General features: G+C 68.9%; 17 protein-coding genes and 2 pseudogenes. 15 read left to right on the top strand and 4 right to left on the bottom strand.

Annotated features, from left to right (window positions below; translation table 11 throughout):
- Positions 1-267 precede the first annotated feature (267 nt).
- Both sucC and sucD read left to right on the top strand, forming a co-directional pair.
- Positions 268-1431 carry an ADP-forming succinate--CoA ligase subunit beta gene (gene sucC / locus O159_RS02500; protein WP_021754193.1) on the top strand — a complete coding sequence of 388 codons (1164 nt, stop codon included), beginning with the start codon at positions 268-270 and terminating at the stop codon, positions 1429-1431.
- A 26-nt stretch (positions 1432-1457) separates the two neighbouring features.
- Entirely contained in the window at positions 1458-2345 is an 888-nt protein-coding gene (gene sucD / locus O159_RS02505; RefSeq protein WP_021754194.1) for a succinate--CoA ligase subunit alpha, read from the top strand.
- A gap of 834 nt (positions 2346-3179) precedes the next feature.
- Here sucD and O159_RS15485 read toward each other — a convergent pair.
- Complete coding sequence (locus O159_RS15485; RefSeq protein ID WP_236609524.1) at positions 3180-3341, bottom strand: hypothetical protein; 162 nt, start codon at positions 3339-3341, stop codon at positions 3180-3182.
- A gap of 89 nt (positions 3342-3430) precedes the next feature.
- On the opposite strand from O159_RS15485, the gene O159_RS15490 reads away from it, so the two are divergent.
- From O159_RS15490 to O159_RS02560, 11 genes and pseudogenes are all read left to right on the top strand, one after another.
- Positions 3431-4045 (top strand): hypothetical protein, encoded by a 615-nt coding sequence (locus tag O159_RS15490; RefSeq protein WP_236609525.1) that lies wholly within the window; start codon positions 3431-3433, stop codon positions 4043-4045.
- Positions 4046-4100: 55 nt separating this feature from the next.
- Positions 4101-5432: a cell division protein PerM gene (locus O159_RS02515; RefSeq protein WP_021754197.1), complete on the top strand. Its 1332-nt coding sequence runs from the start codon at positions 4101-4103 to the stop codon at positions 5430-5432.
- 83 nt (positions 5433-5515) lie between these two features.
- Complete coding sequence (locus O159_RS02520; protein ID WP_169725648.1) at positions 5516-6748, top strand: threonine/serine exporter family protein; 1233 nt, start codon at positions 5516-5518, stop codon at positions 6746-6748.
- Positions 6749-6790: 42 nt separating this feature from the next.
- The gene (gene purN, locus O159_RS02525) at positions 6791-7384 is read left to right on the top strand and encodes a phosphoribosylglycinamide formyltransferase (protein WP_021754199.1); all 594 of its coding nucleotides are present in this window, start codon (positions 6791-6793) and stop codon (positions 7382-7384) included.
- On the top strand, positions 7381-8961 hold the full coding sequence (gene purH / locus O159_RS02530) for a bifunctional phosphoribosylaminoimidazolecarboxamide formyltransferase/IMP cyclohydrolase (RefSeq protein ID WP_021754200.1): 1581 nt from the start codon (positions 7381-7383) through the stop codon (positions 8959-8961). The genes purN and purH overlap by 4 nt, the downstream gene beginning before the upstream one ends.
- Before the next feature lie 80 nt (positions 8962-9041).
- Positions 9042-10259, top strand: a complete 1218-nt coding sequence (ddaH, locus tag O159_RS16425; protein WP_021754201.1) for a dimethylargininase — start codon at positions 9042-9044, stop codon at positions 10257-10259.
- Positions 10260-10797: 538 nt separating this feature from the next.
- Positions 10798-12517 (top strand): annotated as a pseudogene (locus O159_RS02540) (ABC transporter ATP-binding protein).
- A pseudogene (locus O159_RS02545) lies at positions 12514-14330 on the top strand (ABC transporter ATP-binding protein). Before O159_RS02540 ends, O159_RS02545 begins: the two co-directional pseudogenes overlap by 4 nt.
- A gap of 244 nt (positions 14331-14574) precedes the next feature.
- Positions 14575-14922, top strand: coding sequence for a response regulator (locus O159_RS02550; protein WP_043993939.1), 348 nt, complete (start codon positions 14575-14577; stop codon positions 14920-14922).
- 13 nt (positions 14923-14935) lie between these two features.
- On the top strand, positions 14936-15607 hold the full coding sequence (locus O159_RS02555) for a LuxR C-terminal-related transcriptional regulator (protein WP_043993456.1): 672 nt from the start codon (positions 14936-14938) through the stop codon (positions 15605-15607).
- Positions 15608-15611: 4 nt separating this feature from the next.
- Positions 15612-17375 (top strand): sensor histidine kinase, encoded by a 1764-nt coding sequence (locus O159_RS02560; RefSeq protein ID WP_021754204.1) that lies wholly within the window; start codon positions 15612-15614, stop codon positions 17373-17375.
- On the opposite strand, the gene O159_RS02565 is transcribed toward O159_RS02560, so the two are convergent.
- The 3 genes from O159_RS02565 to O159_RS02575 all read right to left on the bottom strand — a co-directional run bounded on the left by O159_RS02565 (position 17376) and on the right by O159_RS02575 (position 18674).
- Complete coding sequence (locus O159_RS02565) at positions 17376-17801, bottom strand: hypothetical protein (RefSeq protein ID WP_043993943.1); 426 nt, start codon at positions 17799-17801, stop codon at positions 17376-17378.
- A 98-nt stretch (positions 17802-17899) separates the two neighbouring features.
- Positions 17900-18238: an MGMT family protein gene (locus tag O159_RS02570; RefSeq protein ID WP_021754206.1), complete on the bottom strand. Its 339-nt coding sequence runs from the start codon at positions 18236-18238 to the stop codon at positions 17900-17902.
- On the bottom strand, positions 18222-18674 hold the full coding sequence (locus tag O159_RS02575; RefSeq protein WP_043993457.1) for a GNAT family N-acetyltransferase: 453 nt from the start codon (positions 18672-18674) through the stop codon (positions 18222-18224). The genes O159_RS02570 and O159_RS02575 overlap by 17 nt, the downstream gene beginning before the upstream one ends.
- A 148-nt stretch (positions 18675-18822) precedes the next feature.
- Here O159_RS02575 and O159_RS02580 point away from each other — a divergent pair, with 148 nt between their 5' ends.
- Together O159_RS02580 and O159_RS02585 are read left to right on the top strand one after the other, a co-directional pair.
- The gene (locus tag O159_RS02580) at positions 18823-20037 is read left to right on the top strand and encodes an NADP-dependent isocitrate dehydrogenase (protein ID WP_021754208.1); all 1215 of its coding nucleotides are present in this window, start codon (positions 18823-18825) and stop codon (positions 20035-20037) included.
- Positions 20038-20492: 455 nt separating this feature from the next.
- Positions 20493-21278, top strand: a complete 786-nt coding sequence (locus O159_RS02585) for a glucosamine-6-phosphate deaminase (protein ID WP_021754209.1) — start codon at positions 20493-20495, stop codon at positions 21276-21278.
- Positions 21279-21296: the final 18 nt, after the last annotated feature.

Raw genomic sequence — 21296 nt, forward strand, 5'->3', positions numbered from 1 at the left:
ATGATGCGTGGTACGTGGTATGAGGTTCGTCATGGCTCCCACACTCGACGGAGCGGGGAGATCGCGGCCGAGCGGAACGAGATCTGTGGAGAACTCGTGAAACGCGTCTGCCTGTGGGGAGAAGCCGTTTCGGGGAGCTCGGACGGACACGCTAAAGTTCTCAGTGGCGAATTCATCTTGGCGTCGAGCTATTCTCCCGCCGGAAGCCCAGGAGATATCGACCGGCGGCGCCAGGGGCGCGCCGGACAATCAGCGGATTGGATAACCGTGGATCTATACGAGTACCAGGCCAGAGACCTGTTTGAGAAGTACGGGGTCCCGGTCCTTCCGGGCCTCGTCGCAGACACCCCGGAGGAGGTTCGCGCAGCCGCGGAGAAGCTCGGCGGGGTGACCGTGGTCAAGGCGCAGGTGAAGACCGGCGGCCGCGGCAAGGCAGGCGGTGTCAAGGTCGCCAAGACCCCGGAGGAGGCGGAGGAAGCGGCGAAAGCCATCCTGGGCCTCGACATCAAGGGGCACGTCGTTCGCAGGGTCATGGTGGCCGGCGGCGCGCGCATCGCCCGCGAGTTCTACTTCTCGGTGCTCCTGGACCGGGCCAACCGCTCCTATCTGTCGCTCACGAGCGTCGAGGGCGGCATGGAGATCGAGCAGCTCGCGGTCGAGAAGCCGGAGGCGCTCGCGCGCATCGAGGTCGACCCGATCGAGGGCGTCGACACCGTGAAGGCCACCGAGATCGCGAAGGCCGCCGGGTTCCCGGAGGAGCTGGCCGCCACGGTCGCCGCTGTGTTCGTCAAGCTGTACGAGGTCTACAAGGGCGAGGACGCGACGCTGGTCGAGGTCAACCCGCTGGTTCTGACCGAGGAGGGCGAGGTGATCGCGCTCGACGGCAAGGTGACGCTCGACGAGAACGCCGGGTTCCGTCACCCGGAGCACGAGGAGCTCGAAGACAAGGCCGCGGCCGACCCGCTGGAGGCGAAGGCCAAGCAGGCGGATCTCAACTACGTCAAGCTCGACGGCCAGGTCGGCATCATCGGAAACGGCGCGGGTCTCGTCATGTCGACGCTGGATGTCGTGGCTTACGCGGGTGAGAAGCACCAGGGCGTCAAACCGGCGAACTTCCTCGACATCGGCGGCGGCGCGTCGGCCGAAGTGATGGCGGCCGGGCTCGATGTCATTCTGAACGACCCGCAGGTCAAGAGCGTATTCGTGAACGTCTTCGGCGGCATCACCGCCTGCGACGCGGTCGCGAACGGCATCGTCAAGGCGCTGGAGATCCTCGGCGGCGACGCCAACAAGCCGCTTGTGGTGCGTCTCGACGGCAACAACGTCGACGAGGGGCGCCGCATCCTGACCGACGCGAACCACCCGCTGGTCACCCTCGCACTCACCATGGACGAAGGCGCCGACAAGGCCGCCGAGCTGGCCGCGAAGTAAGCGCCGAGTAAGGACGAATCAGAGATATGTCTATCTTCCTCAACAAGGACTCCAAGGTCATCGTCCAGGGCATCACCGGCGGCGAGGGCACCAAGCACACCGCACTGATGCTGAAGGCGGGCACGCGGGTCGTCGGCGGCGTCAACGCCCGCAAGGCCGGCACCACCGTCACCCACGGGGACGCCGAGCTGCCTGTGTTCGGGACGGTCGCCGAGGCCATCGAGAAGACCGGCGCCGATGTGTCGATCGTCTTCGTGCCGCCGGTGTTCGCGAAGGACGCCATGATCGAGGCGATCGACGCCGAGATCCCGCTGCTCGTCGTGATCACCGAGGGCATCCCGGTGCAGGACTCCGCCGAGGCGTGGGCCTATGCCAAGGAGAAGGGCAACAAGACCCGGATCATCGGACCGAACTGCCCCGGCATCATCACCCCGGGCGAGTCGCTGGTCGGCATCACCCCGGCGACGATCACCGGCAAGGGCCCGATCGGCTTGGTCTCGAAGTCGGGAACGCTGACCTACCAGATGATGTACGAGTTGCGCGATCTGGGCTTCTCGACGGCCATCGGCATCGGCGGCGACCCGATCATCGGGACCACTCACATCGACGCGCTCGCCGCGTTCGAGGCGGACCCCGAGACCAAGGCGATCGTCATGATCGGCGAGATCGGCGGTGACGCGGAGGAGCGCGCGGCCGACTTCATCAAGGCCAATGTGACGAAGCCTGTGGTTGGCTATGTCGCCGGGTTCACCGCGCCGGAGGGCAAGACGATGGGCCACGCGGGCGCGATCGTCTCCGGCTCTGCGGGCACGGCTCAGGCGAAGAAGGAGGCGCTGGAGGCCGCGGGTGTGAAGGTCGGCAAGACTCCGTCCGAGACCGCGGCGCTGCTCCGCGAGGTGTACGCCGCGCTGTAATCGCGCTGCCCACCTGCGAGACCGTCCGGACGGGCCGGGTTCCTCCCCAGGAACCTGGCCCGTCCGCCTTCCAAACGGATTGCGCGGGTTCGACTCTCGTGGCCCTCCTTGCTGGAGAAGACCAGATCAGAGCAGATGTTCTGGCAACAGGAGCGTCAGTTAGGAAGCGAGGAAAGGGGTACGGGTCCGCCGTCGGGAAGGACAACGGCTCCGGTCGTTGTCACTGTCCACGATCACGCCACTGACTTCTCCACAGAAACGAAATGTGTCATCGGCAGTTGGCTCCGCGGCGATACAGTGAACGCACTCGGTGAAGGGGGCGGCCATGACACGCTTGACGAAATCCGACCTTCTGGAGCGTCTCGCGGTCTTGGAAGCGGAGAACTCCTCCCTCCGCGCCCGCGTGGACGACAGCGTGACCGAGCCGTTGCCGGATGCGGCGGCCGGAACACCGCGGAAGCACCGGCGCGGGTGGGGATGGACGCTGCTGGCGGTCGCGCTGATCGCGATCGGCGCCGTTCTGGCCCCGGTGGCTGTGGTGGCGGCCTGGGCGAAGGCGCAGCTGACGGACACCGACAGCTGCGTCTCCGCCTATGCGCCGCTGGCGGACGACCCCGCGGTGCAGAAGTACATCACGGCCGAGACGGTCACGGTCATCCAGAGCCATGTCGATATCCCGGGCATCACCTCCGAGGTCGTCGACGGGATCACCCAGCTCGGCACGGCCCCGGCCGCCACGAAAGCGCTGGAACTGCTGAAAGGGCCGCTCGCTCAGGGGGTGGTTTCGCTGATCCAGACGACAGTCGGGAACTTCGTGTCGTCGGACGCGTTCGCTCAGGTCTTCGAACAGGCGCTGCGGACCTCGCACGACCAGCTCGTCGCGACGATGCAGAATGACCCGAAAGCGGCGATCAGCGTGGGGTCCGACGGATCGGTCGGCATCCAGCTCGCGCCGATCATCGACCGGGTGAAGCAGGTGCTCGAGGATCGGGGCATAACGTTCGCCTCGCGGATACCGTCCATCGATCAGACACTCACGATCGCCCAGAACTCCTCCAATCCCGACCATCCAGTTGTTCTACGGAGTGGCGGTCGCAGCGGGCGCGTGGCTGCCCTGGGTGTCGTTCGCCCTGCTCGCGCTCGGTGTGGTCGTCACCCGGCGCCGCCCGGTCGCGCTCATCGGGGCGTCGGCGGCGCTGGCGATCGCGATGAGCGCGATCCTCGCCGGGATCGGGATCGGCCGGATCGTCTTCGTGGCCTCGGTGTCGCCGTCGCTGATCCCGGCCGGGGTGGCGACCACGGTCTACGCCACTGTCACGACGAGGATGCAGGACACGGCGGTCGCGGTCCTCGTGCTGGCGCTCGTGGGCTGGTATTCGGGTCCGTTCGCCGTCCCGCGGCGGTTGCGGGGCTTCTTCGGCTCCGGCGCCGCCTGGGTGCGCGCGGCCGCCGAGCGGCACGGGATCTCGACCGGGACGGCCGGCGAGCGGTTCTACGCGCAGCGGGTGCTGCTGCGGAGTGCGGTCGCGGTCGTCGCGGCCGCGATCGTGCTGTTCGTCCGGCCGCTCTCGTCCGGTCTCATCGTCGGCACACTGGTTGTCGCGGCGGCCATCGTCGCCATCCTGGAAGTGGTGCAGCGACCGGTGATCACCGTGCCCGAGAACGCGAGCGAGGACACGCCGGTGATGACCGTCTCCTGAGCCCCGAAGTGTCGGGCGGGCGGCGCGGGCGGTGGCCGGTAGGCTCCATCCGGTCATGAATCGCACAACCGTCGCCCTGCTCGCCGCGCTGGAAGCGGTCGTCGTCGCGGCGGTCGGACTCGGGATCTGCGTCGTGCCGTTCACGATCCTCTGGGCGGCCCAGTATCACCTCGGCTCCGAATTCCTGGTCGTGTGGCGCGCGGCGGCCGATGTCTGGCTGACCGGTCACGGGGTCGACCTGACCGTGACGCTCGGCGCCCAGACCGTCGCGACGCTCGGGCTGCCGGGCGCGGCGACGCCGTTCCCTGTGACGATCGCCCTCCTGGGGTTCGCCGTCCTCACCGCCGGGCTCGGCGTCCGGACCGGGATGCGCGTCGCCGAGACGCCGTTCCGCTTCACCGGCGCGGTGAGTGCGCTCACCGCCTTCCTGATCGTGTCGGCCCTCGTGACGCTGACCGCGGGCAGCGCGCCCGTGCAGCCGTCGGTGTGGCAGGGGATTCTGCTGCCGCCGTTCGTCTACGGGGTGGGCATCGCTGCGGGGTTCGCGTTCGCCGCCGGGCACACGCCGCGCCCGGCCGACGCTGCGAGCGCGGACGCCCGGGCAGACGCTCCCGGCGGTGCGGCGACGGGTGCGCCAGCGCCGGACCCGGTGGCCGCGGAAGCGCGGGACGGCGCATCGGCGAGCCCCGTGGCCCTCCTCACCGCTCTCAGCACCCGAGTCCGTACGATCGCCCTCTCGGTCCCGGCCCCTGTCTGGACGGCGGCTGTCGGCGTCCTGCGCGCCGGGAGCGCCGCCGCCGCCATCGTCATCGGGCTGGCCTCCCTCATCCTGACGCTGCTCATCTTCGGCAACTACGGTGCGATCATCAGCCTGTACGAGCAGTTGCAGACCGGGGTCGCGGGTGGAATCGCGCTGACCGTCGGGCAGCTGGCCTTCCTGCCGAACCTCGTGATCTGGCTGGCGTCGTGGCTCATCGGTCCGGGCTTCGCGATCGGAACCGGTTCGTCGGTGAGCCCGATCGGAACCGATCTCGGACCCTTGCCAGGGCTCCCGCTGTTCGGGGTGATCCCGGCTCACGGGTACTCGTTCGGGCTGGTGGGGGTCGTGGTGCCGCTGCTCGCGGGTTTCCTCGCGGGGGCGCTGCTCCGGGGCACACGCCGGGTACACACCGATGGTGCGTTTGCCCTCTTTCTCATCGCACTTGGCATCGGTATAGTGTCTGGCGTCGAGCTCGGTCTGCTCGCGTGGGGGTCTTCTGGTGCGCTCGGCCCTGGTCGACTGCACGACGTAGGGCCGAGCCCGTGGCTGGTCGGAGCTCTCGCGGCGGCGGAGGTCGCGGTCGCGGCTGTGATCGGTCTGTTGGCGGGAGGACGAGGGCGAAGATGAGATTCTGGCGATGTCGCCAGCGGTCGGAGCCGGTGTTCCGGCGTCGGCGGGTCGAGGCGGAACAGCTTGTCGAGAGCCCATCCGTGCAGCTGCAGGAGTTCCTGGTCCAGCTCGGCGGCGCCCTGCTCTCGATCGGAATGGCGGCGACCGATATCCAGAACACGCTGAAACGTGTCGCCACGGCGCTCGGCGCGCCGAAGGCCGCGATTTTCGTGTTCCCGACGTTCATGGCCGTCGGGATGCCGGGGGAGCAGCAGACGCGCTTCGAGGTCTCCGTCCCGTCCGGCGAGGAGCTGCGCTTCGACCGAGCCTCCTCCGTCTACGCGGTCGCGGACCGGGCTGTCAGCGGGACGATCACCGCCACCGAGGGCATCAAAGTGCTGCACGCGGTCGAGGTCGCGAAACCGCGGTTCCGTGGTCTTGTCCGTGTTTTCGGACACGGGTTCGCCGCTGCCGGGGTCGCCCTCGTGCTCCTCGGAGCCGAACTTCCCACCATGCTGGACGCCCTGGTGCTGGGGATGCTCGTCGGTGCGGCGAAACTGGCGGTGCGCCCCGGAACCCACGCTGCCATCCTGTTTCCCGTCGCCACCGCCTTCCTGCTCGCGCTGCTGATCTTCTCGCTCGGGAAGACGGTGGTCGTCGGCGCGCCGTTGCAGGCGCTCATCCCACCGCTGGTCACGCTCCTGCCCGGCGCGGTCCTCACGACCGGTGCCCGGGAGCTCGCGGCAGGGGACACGATCGCGGGCGCCAGTCGGCTGGTCTCGGGGATCGTCCAGCTCGGTTTCCTCGCGACCGGCATCCTGGCTGCGATGACCATCACCGGTGTCCCCGCGCGCGCAGCGCTGGTCGCGACAACGCCCACGCTCGGCGCGTTCCAGCCGTGGCTCGGCGTGATCCTGTTCTCTCTGGGGATTTTCCTCTACTACTGCGGACCGCGGCGCTCGCTGTTCTTCCTGACGTTCGTGCTCCTGGGGGCCTACGGCGCACAGGTGCTCGGCGCGATGGCCGTTGGCACGGTTTTCAGCGGGTTCTTCGGCGCCTGCGCGCTCACGCTCCTGGCCTACCTGATCCAGTCGGCGCCGGGCGCGCCCCCGGCTGTCGTATGTTTCCTGCCTTCATTCTGGCTGCTCGTCCCCGGGGCGACCGGGCTGATCGAGCTCGCTCAGAGCGCGGCCGGTGTCGGCTTCGACCCGAGGAGCGTCCCCAATGTGCTGGGCTCCATCGTGGCGATCGCTCTCGGCGTGCTGGTGGGGACGGCGCTGTTTCGGCAGATCTACACGTTCACGCCGGCGCCCTGGAGGCTGCGTCCGGTCTGAGCGCGGTCGGGCCGCCTTCGTGCGCCCCGGTAGGCTGGACCCGTGCTTTCGATTGTGGTGCTGATCTCCGGCGCTGGCTCCAACCTGCGCGCTCTGCTGGAGGCCGCGGCCGATGCCGAGTTCCCCGCCCGTGTGGTCGCCGTCGGCGCCGACCGCGATGCGGACGGGCTCGCCCACGCGGAGGCGTTCGGCGTGCCGAGCTTCACGGTGCCCTTCACGTCGTACGACGATCGCGCCGCGTGGGGGGATGCGCTGCTCGCACAGATCGAGCAGTGGCAGCCGGACCTCGTCATCCTCTCCGGCTTCATGCGGCTGGTGCCTCCGCGCGTGGTCGCGGCGTTCTCGCCCTTCCTCCTCAACACCCACCCGGCCTACCTGCCCGAGTTCCCCGGCGCCCACGGGGTGCGGGACGCGCTGGCCGCGGGCGCGACCCAGACCGGCGCGAGCCTGATCGTCGTGGACGACGGAGTGGACGCCGGGCCCATCGTCTGCCAGGAGCGCGTGCCGGTGGAGCCGGGCGACACCGAGGCCAGCCTGCACGAGCGCATCAAACCTGTGGAGCGGCGGCTGCTCATCGGAGCCGTACTCGACATCGCCAACGGACACCTCGACCTCAAGGAGCTTTCCCGAGCATGAGCGGCCCCCGCCACGACACCAGCCTCTTCCGCGAACGGGATGTCGTTCCGATCCGACGCGCGCTGATCTCGGTCAGCGACAAGACCGGTCTGCTCGACCTGGCGGCGTCCCTGGCGGACGCCGGTGTCGAGATCGTGTCGACCGGGTCGACCGCCCAGACCATCCGGGAGGCCGGGCACACGGTCACCGATGTCGCGAGCGTCACCGGTTTCCCCGAGTCGCTCGACGGCCGCGTCAAGACCCTGCACCCGGCCATCCACTCCGGCCTGCTGGCCGATCTGCGGCTCGCCTCGCACGAGGAGCAGCTGAAGGCTCTCGGCGTCGAGCCGTTCGAGCTCGTCGTCGTGAACCTGTACCCGTTCGTCGAGACGGTCGCTTCGGGCGCGGTGGGCGACGACGTGGTCGAGCAGATCGACATCGGGGGGCCGGCGATGGTGCGGGCGTCCGCCAAGAACCACGCCAATGTCGCGATCGTCGTCTCGCCCGCCGACTACGCAGGTCTCGCCGCCGCGCTGGCCGCGGGCGGCACCACCCTGGGCCAGCGCCGCGAGCTGGCGGCGCGGGCGTTCGCGCACACGGCCGCCTATGACGCAGCGGTGGCCGCGTGGTTCGCGGGCGAGGTCCCGGACACCGCCGCTGCCGACGAGCGGTTCGAGGTGCGCGCCGAGCTGAGGCAGCCGCTCCGCTACGGCGAGAACGCGCACCAGGCGGCGGCCCTGTATGCGGACCCGGCCGGCCGCGGCATCGCGCAGGCCTCGCAGCACGGGGGCAAGGAGATGTCGTACAACAACTACGTGGACGCCGACGCCGCCCTCCGCAGCGCGTACGACTTCGCCGAGCCGGCCGTCGCGATCGTCAAACACGCGAACCCGTGCGGCATCGCGATCGCCGGCGACATCGCGGAAGCGCACCGCAAGGCCCACGAGTGCGACCCGGTCTCCGCTTACGGCGGTGTGATCGCCGCGAACCGGACGGTGACCCTCGCGATGGCGGAGACGGTGAGGGGCATCTTCACCGAGGTGCTGGTCGCGCCCGGCTACGAGCCCGGGGCGCTCGAACTGCTGCGGACGAAGAAGAACCTGCGCATCCTGGAGCTGCCGGCCGGCTATGCGCGGTCGCTGACCGAGTTCCGGCAGATCTCGGGCGGCGTTCTGGTTCAGGACACCGACCGCTTCGATGAGTTCGACTCCTCCGGCTGGAGACTCGTCGCCGGCCCCGAGGCGGACGCGGCCACTCGCGCCGACCTCGAGTTCGCCTGGAAGGCGTGCCGCGCTGTGAAGTCGAACGCCATCCTGCTCGCCAAGGACGGCGCCTCAGTCGGAGTCGGGATGGGCCAGGTCAACCGCGTGGACTCGTGTACCCTCGCCGTCAGCCGCGCAGCGGAGCGGGCCGTGGGCTCGGTCGCCGCCTCGGACGCCTTCTTCCCGTTCGCGGACGGTCCGGAGATCCTGATCGCCGCCGGTGTGGCGGCGATCGCGCAGCCCGGCGGCTCCATCCGCGACGAGGAGGTGATCGCCGCCGCGACGGCGGCCGGCGTCACCATGTACTTCACCGGCGAGCGGCACTTCTTCCACTGAGCTCCGCCCGGCAGGTCGGGCTGACCTCAAACGGGACGAATGCCAGCAATTGCATAGCAACTGTCCGATAGGTTGTGTCTATGACGTCTTCGTGGGGCCGCCGGCTCGTCGCATCCCTGATCGCCGCGTTCACGGTGGCCCTGGTCGTCCATGCGGCCATGATCGCCGCCTTCTATGTCGGCAGCATGGCCGGGTCGACGGCTCCCACGGGTGCGCTCATCGTCGCGGTCAGCAACTACTTCTCCTTCACGAGTGTGCTCGCCTTCGTGCTGCTCTTCGCCGCTGGTTCGGGCGGTGCGTTCGAGCGGTGGTGGACCGCGCTCATCGCCGGCGTGCTCGCCGGCTTTCTCGCTCCGGCGGCCGGCACACTGGCGACGGCGACCGCGGCCGGCTCTGCGTTCGGCGGCGACCTCTTGCTCGCGGTGCTGGGCACGCTGCTCGGGATCAACCTGCTCTACGCCGTCGGGATCGCCGTGCTGACCCCCACGTTCGGCCGCTGGCTGTTCCGCCTCGTGTCGGGCAGCAGCTTCGGGTCCGGCCGCAAGGTCGCGCTGGTCCGCATCCCCGCCGCCACCCTCGCGGGCGGCCTGGTCACCCACCTCGAGCGCGAAGCGGTCGACACCGCCAAAGCCGATGAGCAGTGGGACGCCTACGTCGCCGCTCTCGCGGGCGAGGGCTGGCAGACGGTCGAGGTTGCCAGCGCCGACGATCTCGCGGACTCAGTGTTCGTCGAGGACACCGCCGTCGTCTTCGGCGATGTCGCCGTCCTCGCGCGTCCCGGCGCCGACGAGCGCCAGCCGGAGGTCGCGGGCACGGAGGCGGCGCTGCGCACCCAGGGCCTGCGCCTGGAGCGCATCGAGGAACCGGGCACGCTCGACGGCGGCGATGTCCTGAAGGTCGGCACTATGGTCTACGTCGGTCGCAGTGGCCGAACCAACGCCGAGGGAATCCGCCAGCTGCGCGCCCTCGTGACGCCGCTCGGCTACACGGTGGTCGCGGTTCCGGTGACCAAAGCCCTGCACCTGAAGACCGCCGTCACCGCGCTGCCGGATGGCACTCTGATCGGGTACGAGCCTATCGTGGACGATGCCCGTGTCTTCGAGCGTTTCCTCCCCGTTCCGGAGGCACACGGCACGGCTGTCGTGGTCCTGGACGAGGGGACCGTGCTGATGTCCGCCAGCGCCCCGCAGTCGGCGGCGCTGATCCAGGACCTCGGCTACCGGGTCGTCACCGTGGACATCTCCGAGTTCGAGAAGCTCGAGGGGCGCGTGACCTGCCTCTCCGTCCGGCTCCGCTGACCTGCCCGGCTGATCCACCTGTTCTTCTTGCGTCGCATGCCAATCTGCCCTATCCTGCAGGGTTGCCTTGTCGCAGCAATCGGAAGACGCATTCGCTCTGTGGGAGGACGCCATGACAACGACGGGAAACACACGAATCCTGACCGTGTACGGGCTCGTCGCCGCCGCGTACGCGTCCCCGGAGCCGGCCCCAGCCGGGTAGGTCCCGGGAAGGCTCGCGCTTCCGGCTGACTCTCGCCGGCGCGCCGTCCGGGTGCCCCTCCCGGAATCCCCCGCTCGGCGCACGGTCAAGCGAACGCCTCTTTCGGCGACCTCTCAGCGCGCCCTCGGCGGGTCGGAGCCGATCCGCCGAGGAGAAGCATCGAAGAAGAACGACACAGAAAACGGAACTTATGTCTATCGTTGAAGCACCTCAGCACCCTCCGCAAAAAGGAAAACAATTAGAAGAGACGAGAGCCGACAACGCACGGGGACGGTCCGGACGCTGCTGCGCATCCTGCCGTTCGCGAAGTCGGCCGCTCCGCGCATCCTGCTCGGAATGGCCGCCGCGCTGCTGGCGAGCTTGGTCGCGCTGAGCATCCCCCAGGTGCTGCGCTGGCTGGTGGACGGTCCGCTCTCCACGGGCGACCCGAGCGCGGTGTGGCCTGCGGCGCTGCTCGTCGTCGGGCTGGGCGCGGCTGAAGCGGTCTTCATCGCGCTTCGGCGTTGGTTCGTGCTCACACCGGGCACGCACATCGAAGCGCGGATGCGCAACGCCCTGTACGAGAAGCTCCAGGATCTGCCTGTCGCCTTCCACGACCGCTGGCCGAGCGGCCAGCTGCTGTCGCGCGCGGTCAGCGACCTCGGCCTGATCCGCCGCTGGCTGTCCTTCGGGATCGTGCTGCTGGTGGTGAATGTGGTCACGATCGTGGTCGGCTTCGTCATCCTGATCGGCTGGAACGTGGTCCTCGGGACGATCTTCCTCGTCCTGTCGGCGCCGCTCTGGATCTACGGGTTCGTTTTCAAGAAGAAGTACTCGATCGTGGCCCGGCGCAGCCAGGACCAGGCTGGCGATCTGGCCACAGCGGTGGAGGAGTCGGTACATGGCATCCGGGTGCTCAAGGCGTTCGGCTGTGGCAAGCACGCGCTGAAGAAGTTCGCGTCGCAGGCGGAGGAGCTTCGCGGCACCGAGATCGAGAAGGCGAAAGCCATCGCCGGCATCTGGCTCTGGCTGCTGCTGATCCCGGATGTGGCGTTCGGGCTCTGCCTCGTCGCCGGCGTCTGACTCGCGGCCCAAGGGCAGCTGTCGGTCGGCGAACTGGTGGCGTTCTTCGCCACGGCGACCGTCCTCCGGTTCCCGATCGAGTCGATCGGCTTCCTGCTCTCGATGACTTTCGACACCCGCACGGCGGCCGACCGGTTCTTCGAGGTCATGGACGAGGGCAACGCGATCACCGACCCGGCCGAGCCGAAGCGGATCGCGGCTCCGAAGGGCGAACTCGTCTTCGAGGATGTGCGCTTCCGCTACCAGGACTCGCCCGAGCGCTTCCCCGATCTGCTCGACGGCGTCGACCTGAGGCTGGAAGCCGGGGGAGACGATGGCGCTGGTCGGTCTGACCGGAAGCGGCAAGTCGACGCTGACCGCGCTGACGACCCGCCTGTACGACGTGACCGGCGGCGCGGTGCGGGTGGACGGTGTGGATGTGCGCGACCTGACCCGCTACGAGCTGCGGAGGGCCATCGCGATGGCCTTCGAGGACGCGACGCTGTTCTCGGCGTCTGTGCGCGAGAACGTGCTGCTCGGCCGCGACGGGCTCGACCTCCGTTCCGCCGAAGCGGAGCGTGTGCTGGCCGAGGCGCTCGAGATCGCCCAGGCGGGTTTCGTGTACGACCTCCCCGAGGGGGTCGAGACGAAGGTCGGCGAGGAGGGGCTCAGCCTCTCCGGCGGGCAGCGGCAGCGGCTCGCGCTCGCGCGCGCGGTGGCGGCAGCGCCCAGCGTCCTCGTGCTGGACGATCCGCTGTCCGCGCTGGATGTGGACACCGAGGCCCTTGTCGAGGCTGCGCTCCGGCGGGTGCTGGCCGCCACGACGGCTCTGATCGTGGCGCACCGTCCTTCGACGGTGATGCTCGCCGACCGTGTCGCGCTGCTGCAGGACGGCAGAATCACCGCCGTTGGCACGCACCACGACCTGCTCGCTGGGAATGAGCACTATCGCTTCGTCCTCTCCAGTCTCGAGGACGAACGGAACGAGGGGCTTCGGAAGGAGGTAAACCTGTGAGCACGACGACCGTGACGGGGGGTCGAGGGCGAAGAGCGCCACGACCTCACCAAAGAGGAGAGCCGGCAGATTCGCCGGCGCTCGCTGCGCCTGCTCGGATCGCGGCTGCGCCCGCTGCGCCTGCGGCTGGTGCTGACGGCGGCCGTGGTCGTGGTCAGCACGGCCGCCCAGGTCGCCGGTCCGGCGATCATCGCGTTCGGCATCGACAACGGGCTGCCCGCGCTGCTCAAGCAGGACTGGTTCCCGCTGGCCGCGGCCGGTGCCGCGTACCTGCTCACTGGTGTCATCGGCGCTGCGCTGATCGCGTGGTACACGGTGCTGAGCGCGCGGATCAGCCAGGCCATCCTGATCGACCTGCGCAAACGGGTTTTCCTGCACACGCAGAAGCTCTCGCTGGAGTTCCACGAGTCGTACACGTCCGGCCGCATCATCTCGCGGCAGACGAGCGATCTTGACTCGATCCGCGAACTGCTGGACTCCGGCATCAACCAGCTCGTGCAGGGCTTCCTGTACATGCTGTTCATCGCGATCATGCTGTTCTCGCTCGATGGGGTGAGCGGCCTCGTGCTGTTCGGCTCGCTGGTGCCGCTGTACCTGCTCACCCGCTGGTTCCAGAAGCGCTCGCAGGTGCTCTTCCGCATCTCGCGGGTCGCCTCGGCCAAGCTGATCGTGCATTTCGTGGAGACCATGACCAGCATCCGCGCGGTCAAGGCGTTCCACAAGGAGAAGCGCAACGAGAAGGAGTTCGGCGGTCTGGTCGAGGAGTACCGGGATGTGAACGCCCGGGTCATCCAGCTGTTCGGGGTCTTCGATCCGGGACTGGTGATGATCGGCAATATGACGGTCGGCGTCGTCCTCCTGGTCGGCGGCTTCCGGGTGGCGGACGGCCAGCTCGCGATCGGCGTGCTGCTCGCGGCGCTGCTCTACACTCGCCGGTTCTTCGACCCGATGGAGGAGATGGCGATGTTCTACAACTCCTACCAGTCGGCTGCGGCCGCGCTCGAGAAGATCTCGGGCGTCCTGGAAGAGGAGCCGAGCGTCCCGGACCCGGTGAAACCGGTGGATCTGTGGACGGCCGAGGGGCGTGTGACCTTCGAGGAGGTGACGTTCGCCTACACGGAAGACCGGGTCATCCTGCCCGAGTTCAGCCTGGACGTCCCCGCGGGACAGACCGTGGCGCTCGTTGGCTCGACGGGGGCGGGAAAGTCGACGCTGGCGAAGCTCATCTCCCGGTTCTACGATCCGAGCGACGGTGCTGTCCGTCTGGACGGCGTCGACCTGCGGAGTCTGCACCCGAAGGATCTGCGCCGTGCGATCGTCATGGTGACCCAGGAGGCGTATCTGTTCAGCGGCTCGGTCGCGGACAACATCGCGCTCGGAATGCCGGACGCGACCCGCCAGCAGGTGATCGAGGCGGCGACGGCGGTCGGCGCGCACGAGTTCATCCAGGGTCTGCCGAACGGCTACGACACCGACGTGAACAAGCGCGGCGGACGGGTCTCGGCGGGTCAGCGGCAGCTGATCTCGTTCGCACGGGCCTTCCTCGCGAACCCGGCGGTGCTCATTCCTGGACGAGGCGACCAGCTCGCTCGACATTCCGAGCGAGCGTCTGGTGCAGGAGGCGTTGCAGACACTGCTCGCCGACCGCACCGCGGTGATCATCGCGCATCGTCTCTCGACGGTCGCGATCGCGGGCCGGGTGCTCGTGATGGAGCACGGCCGTGTGGTCGAGGACGGCGCACCGGGCGACCTCATCGCCGGCGCCGGCCGGTTCGCGCAGCTGCACGCGGCCTGGCGCGACTCGCTGGTGTGAGCCGCGCGAGAAGGACGCCGGAGGGGATCTCGTCTCCTCCGGCGCCCTTCTTCGCGTGGCCGACTCAGCGGTTCACGGTCACAACGAGCGGAGCGCCCAGCGCTGCCGGCCGCGGATATCCTGCCCTCCTTCGAGCTTGTGGGCGTGGCGCGCGGTCGGATCGCCCACATCCGGGGGGCCACCCGTTCTGGGCTCGGTGGTGGCACGGATGCGTGCGGGGCGCTCCCGGGTGAAGATTGTCCGCATGTGTTTTCGTGTTGTGATCGTCGACGACCACGCGCGATTCCGTGCACAGGCGGCCGAATTGCTCCGTCTGGAGCGGTTCTCGGTGGTCGGCACCGCGGAGACCGGAGCGGGCGGCGTCGAGCTGAGCAGGCACCTCACGCCCGATCTGGTGCTGCTGGATGTCGCTCTCCCGGATGCGAACGGCTTCGACCTCGTCGGCGCTGTGCATGCCACTGGAGCCGCTGTCGTCCTCACCTCCAGCAGGTCTTACCACGACTACGGGACGCGCGTCACAGACAGCGGTGCGGACGGGTTCATCAGCAAGGCCGAGCTGACGGGTGAGGCGATCCGCAGCCTGCTAAGGTAAGCGCGTGGTGGGAGTGAACTGGGAATCCCGCCCGCTTCGGGTCGCGGTCGCCGACGACGCGGTACTGCTGCGCGAGGGCATTGGCCAGATTCTGCGCGCGGGCGGAGTGGAGGTGGTCGCCTCCGTCGACACGGCGGGGCAGCTGCTCGATGTGGTCGCGCGGGACGGCGCCCTCGACGCCGTTGTCCTCGACATCCGCATGCCGCCGACCCACAGCGACGAAGGTCTGCGTGCGCTCGAAGACCTGCGGGCCTCCGGCTCGGAGATGGGCGTGCTGCTGCTCTCGATGTACACCACCGCCGCGTACGCCATCCGCGCCATGAGCGCCGGCAGCGGAACCGGATATCTGCTGAAGGATCGCGTCGCGGACGCCGGCACCCTCGTGAACGCCGTGCGCGCTGTCGCCGCCGGCGGTTCCGTGGTCGATCCGGAGGTCGTGCAGCTGCTTGTCGCCGCACGCTCGTCGGAGGTGTCGCTGGACGCGCTCTCCGCCCGCGAGCGCGACGTCCTCCGGCTTATGGCCGAGGGGCGCTCGAACGCGGGGATCGCCGCGGATCTGCATCTCAGCCTGCGCACCGTCGAGTCGCATATCGGCCGCATCATGACGAAACTCGGCATCGAGGACTCCGCGGAGGGCCACCGCCGCGTGCTCGCCGTTCTGCGCTTCTTCCGCCAGGGCGCCTGAAGCCGTGGCCGCTGCGCGCCTTTGGCTCCGCGCGCTCGCGGTCGTCGCCGCCATCGCCGCCAATGCGCTCGCCCAGGTGCTGAGCGCCGCCTGGGAGGATTACGGTCCGCGACCGCACGGCATCGGCTGGGCGCTGGTGTTCGTCGTGGTGGCCCTCGACTACGTGGTCTGCGCGATCATCGCGTGGCGTGCGGTGCGGAACCCGCTCCCCGGCTGGCTGATGGTCGCTGCCGCCCTGTTCTGGTCGGCGGGCGCCTGGTATCCGCTGGCCCGCGGTGTCGGCTGGCTGTGGCCGCTGCTGGCGGGGGCGACGGACCTGTGGGCGGTGCTGGTCGGCGTCCTGGTGCTCTCCTATCCGGCCGGAAAGATCCTCTCCGCGTTCGACCGGACCGTCGTCCTGGTGGTCTCGGCGGCCTTCCTGGTGCGCTTCGCCGGCATCCTCCTGTTCAGTTCGCTAGCGCCGTCCGCTTGCGGCTGCGTCGCGAACAGTTATGCGGTCCTGCCGAGCCAGGACGCCGACTACGGGCTGGGCTTCGCCTGGCGGATCATCGGGCTGGGGCTGATGCTCACCGTCGTGGTGCGGCTCGCCGTGCGCTGGTTCACGAGCTCGCTCCCAGCCAGGCGGGTGTCGTTCGTGATGCCGCTGGCCCTGCTGCTGTGGTGCTACGGGACGATTCAGGACTCCCTGAGCTTCGCGATCGGCTGGGACGGCGGCTGGTTGCAGTTCATCCCGCCGGTGGCGATCGCCTTCATTCCGCCGGTCTTCGTCGGCGGTGTCTTCTACGTCCGTGGCCTCCGCTCCCGGGTGGCCGATCTCGTCATCGTCGCGCGTGACAAAGTGGACAGATCGCTGTGGGAGTCGAGCCTGGCCCGGACGCTGCACGACAGCTCGCTGCGTGTGTTCTGGTGGGAGGAGAAGTGGCGCGGCTACGTGACCAGCGACGGGGAGCCGGTGCCGGCTGCGGCGGAGAGCCGCCCGGGTTGCTCGACCCTGGCGATCGACTCCGATCAGGGACCCATCGCGCTGATCGAGCACGATATCGCGCTGAGCCAGGACGACCGGCTGCTGGACGCGGTCTCCTCGGCGCTGCTGCTCTCCGTCGACAACGACCGGCTGCGGGACCGGCTGGAGCAGACCATCCAGGAGCTGCGCGAGTCCCGCCTCCGGATCGTCGAGGAGCAGTATCTCGCGCGGCGGCGGCTGGAGCGCGATCTGCACGACGGCTCGCAGCAGCAACTGGTTTCGCTCGCGATCGGCCTGCGTATCGCCACGGGCAAGGCGCAGAGCGCGGGGGAGACGGAACTCGTCGCGGATCTGGAACAGGCGTCCACGCAGCTCGCCGACGCACTGCGGGAGCTCCGGGAGCTGGCGCGCGGCATTCACCCCACTGTCCTGACCGACGGCGACCTCCGTTCGGCGCTCCTCGAACTCGCGCAGCGCAGCCATCTGCCGGTCGAGGTGGAGGTCGAGCCGTTCGAACGGCTGCCGACGGTCATCGAGGAGACGATCTACTATTGCGTCTCGGAGTGCTTGTCCAACGCAGCCAAACACGCGCGGGCGCGCACCTACGCCATCGTGGTCAAGCGGGATCGGGATGCGGTCGCGGCCACGGTGAAGGACGACGGCCGCGGCGGTGCGAGGATCGAGGCCGGCGGCGGGCTCGAGGGCCTGCGCGACCGGGTGGAGACCGTCGGCGGGCGTGTGGAGGTGTGCTCGGTGGCCGGGCTCGGGACGATCGTGGAGCTGCTCATCCCCGTGCCGACATGATCACTTGCCGCTCGCGGCCTTCGCGGCGTAGGTCTGGTCGCCGAGCACGAACGCGCTCCAGCCGCCGCCGCAGTCGCTCGCCTTTTCGGGCAGGCCGCTGATCGGCCACCAGCTGTCTTGGATCTTCGGCTTGGGCATCGCCGTCTCGGTCTCGCACGTTCCTGCGAGGACGTGCGTCGGCGAGGTGTAGGTGAGGATGGCCTCACCCGTGCTGGTGTCGTAGTTCACGCGGATCAGGGTCGCGTCGCCCGGCACGAAGCCGGGCGAGCCGAACCTCGCCGTGCCAGCCGCTTCGAAGCCCTTGGCGGTGTCGAAGATGGCCGACTCGACGTGTGGGGCGAACATCGACACGACCGAGCAGCCCGAGAGGGTGATCAGGACGGGGACGGTGGACGCCGCGATGGCGACTCGGCGAGCACGAGGCACAGCTGACTCCTGAGTGACGATGACGATCCTGCCAGTCAACACCATTCACCTGAGTGCAAGCGTCGATCGCGAGAACGACGCTCCGGAGCGGGTTCCTGTCAGGGGCGGTGCCGGGCGTTTCGCAGGTCCACACGGTAGGCAGGGCCGTCCACGCCGAGCAGGGGTGTACGCTCCGCCCGATAGCGCTCCAGGGCGCTGTGCTCGTGGTTCACGGCGGGATGGCCGCTCGCGCGGACGACGCGCCACCACGGCACGCCGCTGCCGAAGTGGGCCAGCGCCTGCCCGACACGGCGGGCAGCGCGCGACCCCAGTGCGGCGGCGACATCCCCGTAGGTCATCACGCGACCGGGAGGGATCTCGCCCACAACGGCCAGGACGCGGGAGGCGAAATCGTCCTGCTCCCCGCCCGGGACCGCCGGCTCAGAGTTCGAGGGCACCGATCGTCTCGCCGTACTGCGTCTCGCCGACAGGACGGAAGCCGCTGCGCAGGAAGAACTGCTCGGGGCCCTCCTCGCCGGCCTCCCAGATCACAGAGAGACGCTGGTGGCCACGCGCACGGGCCTCGTCGGCCAGCGCGAGGACCGCGAAGGTGCCGACGCCGCGGCCCTGCTCGCCGGCCTCCACGTTGATGCGCCAGAGGATCGCCTGGAACTCCTCGTGCTGGGCGTGAGGGTTGAAGTCGCCCATGATGAAGCCGACGACATCGTCGCCGTCGAGCACGACGCGCTGCCAGGAGGTGCTGGGGTCGGCGACAGCGGCCTCAGCCGAGTAGGACACCGGAGCGACGAACTGCTCCTGGCCCGGCTTCAATGTGAGCGCGTTCGCTGCCACCACGGTCCGCGCGCTCAACTCTTCCAGTCTCAACTCAGCCATAACGAAAGGGTAACGTGCGAGGCCGATACTGGCATAGTCGCCGGACGGGTGAGCGCCGCCCGGAGCAAAGTGTCTCGATGTCAAGACAGTTGCCGCGCTCGGGTAAGCTGTCGTCGGCTGAATCACGGCACCGAAACCAGGAGAACCAGTGGACAAGATCAAGGTTGAAGGAACGGTCGTCGAGCTCGACGGCGACGAGATGACCCGCATCATCTGGAAGGCGATCAAAGACTCGCTCATCCACCCGTACCTCGACATCGACCTCGAGTACTACGACCTCGGCATCCAGAAGCGCGACGAGACCGACGACCAGATCACGATCGACGCGGCCCACGCCATCCAGAAGCACGGCATCGGCGTCAAGTGCGCCACGATCACGCCCGACGAGGCGCGGGTCGAGGAGTTCGGCCTCAAGAAGATGTGGAAGAGCCCGAACGGCACCATCCGCAACATCCTCGGCGGCGTGGTCTTCCGCGAGCCGATCATCATCTCCAACATCCCGCGCCTGGTCCCGGGCTGGAACAAGCCGATCGTCATCGGCCGCCACGCCTTCGGCGACCAGTACCGCGCCACCGACTTCACCTTCGACGGTCCGGGCACCCTGACTCTCAGCTTCCAGCCGAACGGCGGCGGCGAGGCGCAGAGCTTCGAGGTCTACCAGGCTCCGGGCGCCGGTGTCGCGCTCGCGATGTACAACCAGGACGAGTCGATCCGCGACTTCGCGCGCGCCTCCTTCAACTACGGTCTCGACCGTCAGTACCCGGTGTACCTGTCGACCAAGAACACCATCCTGAAGGCCTACGACGGCCGGTTCAAGGATCTGTTCCAGGAGGTCTTCGACGCCGAGTACAAGAAGAGGTTCGACGCGGCCGGCCTCACTTACGAGCACCGCCTGATCGACGACATGGTCGCCTCCAGCCTCAAATGGGAGGGCGGCTACGTCTGGGCGTGCAAGAACTACGACGGCGATGTCCAGTCGGACACCGTCGCGCAGGGCTTCGGCTCCCTGGGTCTCATGACCTCCGTGCTGACCACACCCGACGGCAAGGTCGTCGAGGCGGAGGCCGCGCACGGCACGGTGACTCGCCACTACCGCCAGCACCAGAAGGGCAAGCCCACCTCCACCAACCCGATCGCCTCGATCTACGCCTGGACGCGCGGCCTCGCGCACCGCGGCAAGCTCGACGGCAATCAGGAGCTCATCGACTTCACGCACACCCTCGAGGACGTGGTCGTGACGACGGTCGAGGAGGGCAAGATGACCAAGGACCTCGCGCTCCTGGTCGGCCCGGAGCAGACGTTCCTGACGACAGAGGAGTTCCTCGAGGCGATCAGCGCGAACCTCAAGGCGCGCCTGGGCTGAGCCCGCGGTCGCACCCGGGCGGCCCGGTGGACCGAGACCCGGTGGCTCCCGGTCCACCGGGCCGCTCTCCGTCGCAGGCTCGCGTCTCCTGTCGCCGGCTCCACCGGCGAACCGGACGGCCTCGACGCAGCAGAGCGGCGGTGAGCGCTCCAGGGGCCGCTCGCTCTTCGCGGCTGCGGCGACAGGACCGCGATCGAGGTTAGGCTGATCGAAGGCATCGCCGCAGCGGTGCGGGTCCTCGCGCTGACCGTCGAGGCCGACACCGTGGTGATCGGCGGCGTCAGCCCCTCGGGGACCGGCTGCTGTGGCCATGTCCACGAGGTGCTCGACAGCGGTGCGGGACGGCCTTTTCCGTTCCTCGCCTCGCTGGCGCTGGCGCTGTCGCGCCGTGTCCGCCTCGTCCCCGAAAGAACATCTGTCGCCGCGCTCGAAGCGGCGCTCGCGAGGAGGAACAGTTGGCTGAAGTCGTCGTCGTCCCGGATAAGGACGCAGCAGGAGAGCTCGCAGCGGAGTCGATTCTCGACCTGATCTCGCACAAGCCGGACGCCGTTCTCGGCCTGGCCACCGGGTCCACTCCGCTTCCGGTCTACCGGGCCCTCGCGCGTCGCGTGGGCGAGCGGAAGGTGGACGTCTCCCACGTACGCGGCTACGCACTGGACGAGTACGTCGGGCTCGAGGCCGGCCACACGGAGTCCTACCGAGCGGTGATCACCCGCGAGGTCGTGGAACCGCTCGGGCTCACCCCGTCGCTCGTCCATGTGCCCAATGGCGCTGTCGACGGCATCGAGCACGCGGGCCTCGACTACGAGCGGGCGATCGCCGAGTCCGGCGGGGTGGATGTGCAGCTCCTCGGCATCGGCACCGACGGCCACATCGGTTTCAACGAGCCCGGCTCCTCGTTCGCCTCGATCACGCGTGTGAAGACCCTGACCGAGCAGACGCGCCGGGACAACGCGCGCTTCTTCGCCTCCGAGGACGAGGTGCCGATGCACTGCATCACGCAGGGGCTCTCGACCATCCTGAAGGCGCGACATCTGCTGCTGCTGGCTTTCGGCGAGGGCAAGGCCGAGGCTTTGGCTGGCGCCGTCGAGGGGCCGGTGTCGGCGTCGAACCCGGGCTCGGCCATCCAGCTCCACCCGCACGTCACCGTCCTGGTGGACGAGGCGGCCGCCTCACAACTGAAGAATATCGACTATTACCGCTACGCCTACGACCACAAGCCGAGCTGGCAGACGCTGTAGCCAAGCGGCGGCGAGAGG

The sequence above is a fragment of the Leifsonia xyli subsp. cynodontis DSM 46306 genome (assembly GCF_000470775.1).
In the GTDB taxonomy this organism is placed as follows: domain Bacteria; phylum Actinomycetota; class Actinomycetes; order Actinomycetales; family Microbacteriaceae; genus Leifsonia; species Leifsonia cynodontis.